The organism is Streptococcus pluranimalium (genome assembly GCF_047785745.1).
GTDB classification, from domain to species: Bacteria; Bacillota; Bacilli; order Lactobacillales; family Streptococcaceae; genus Streptococcus; species Streptococcus pluranimalium_B.
In genome coordinates this window covers 1-751 of record NZ_JBLOJT010000218.1, presented here as the reverse complement: position 1 = coordinate 751, position 751 = coordinate 1, and the positions used below count along the sequence as shown (strand labels likewise).

1 pseudogene is annotated in these 751 nt (G+C 39.9%); it reads left to right on the top strand.

Going from position 1 to position 751, the window contains the following annotated elements:
- Positions 1–80 precede the first annotated feature (80 nt).
- A pseudogene (locus ACMZ6U_RS10590) lies at positions 81–751 on the top strand (IS3 family transposase); the annotation flags it as partial.

Below are 751 nucleotides of genomic sequence, written 5' to 3'. Positions count from 1 at the left end.
CTCTGAAATCTTGAATTGGTTACACTAAACTAGACAGAATCTATAAAGTGTTCTACACTAAAGAAAATAGGAGAAAAGCTATGTCTAGAAAAATTCGCCGTCCCTTCACAGACGAGTTTAAACAACAAATCGTTGACCTGCATAAAATGCATGAAGAAAACGCAGTGAGCTTATCAAAGAATATGATTTAACCTCCTCAACCTTTGACAAGTGGGTCAAACAGGCAAGAACGACTGGATCATTTAAAACTGTTGATAATGTGACCGATGAACAGCGTGAGCTGATGGAACTCAGAAAACGAAATAAAGAACTTGAAATGCAATTAGATATCCTAAAGCAAGCGGCAGTGATTATGGCACGAAAAGACAAATAATCACTGCTAACAAGGACAACTATAGCATTTCAGCCATGTGTCAATGCTTGAACATTCCTCATTCCAGCTATTACTACAGGGCTGTAGAGCCAGTATCTGAAATGGAGCTTGAAGAAATGGTGAAGCGTATTTTCCTCGAAAGTAAGTCCAGGTACGGCGCTAGGAAGGTTAAGAAATGTCTGGAAGTACAAGGTATCAACTTGTCTCGTCGTCGGATTCGTCGCATCATGAAGAGACTGAATTTAGTGACAGTTTACCAGAAGGCTGTCTTCAAACAGCATTCTAAAGGGAAGAATGAAGCCCCCGTTCCAAATCTCTTAGATAGACAGTTTAACCAAGAAAAGCCACTTGAAGCTCTTGTAACGGACTTGACTTATG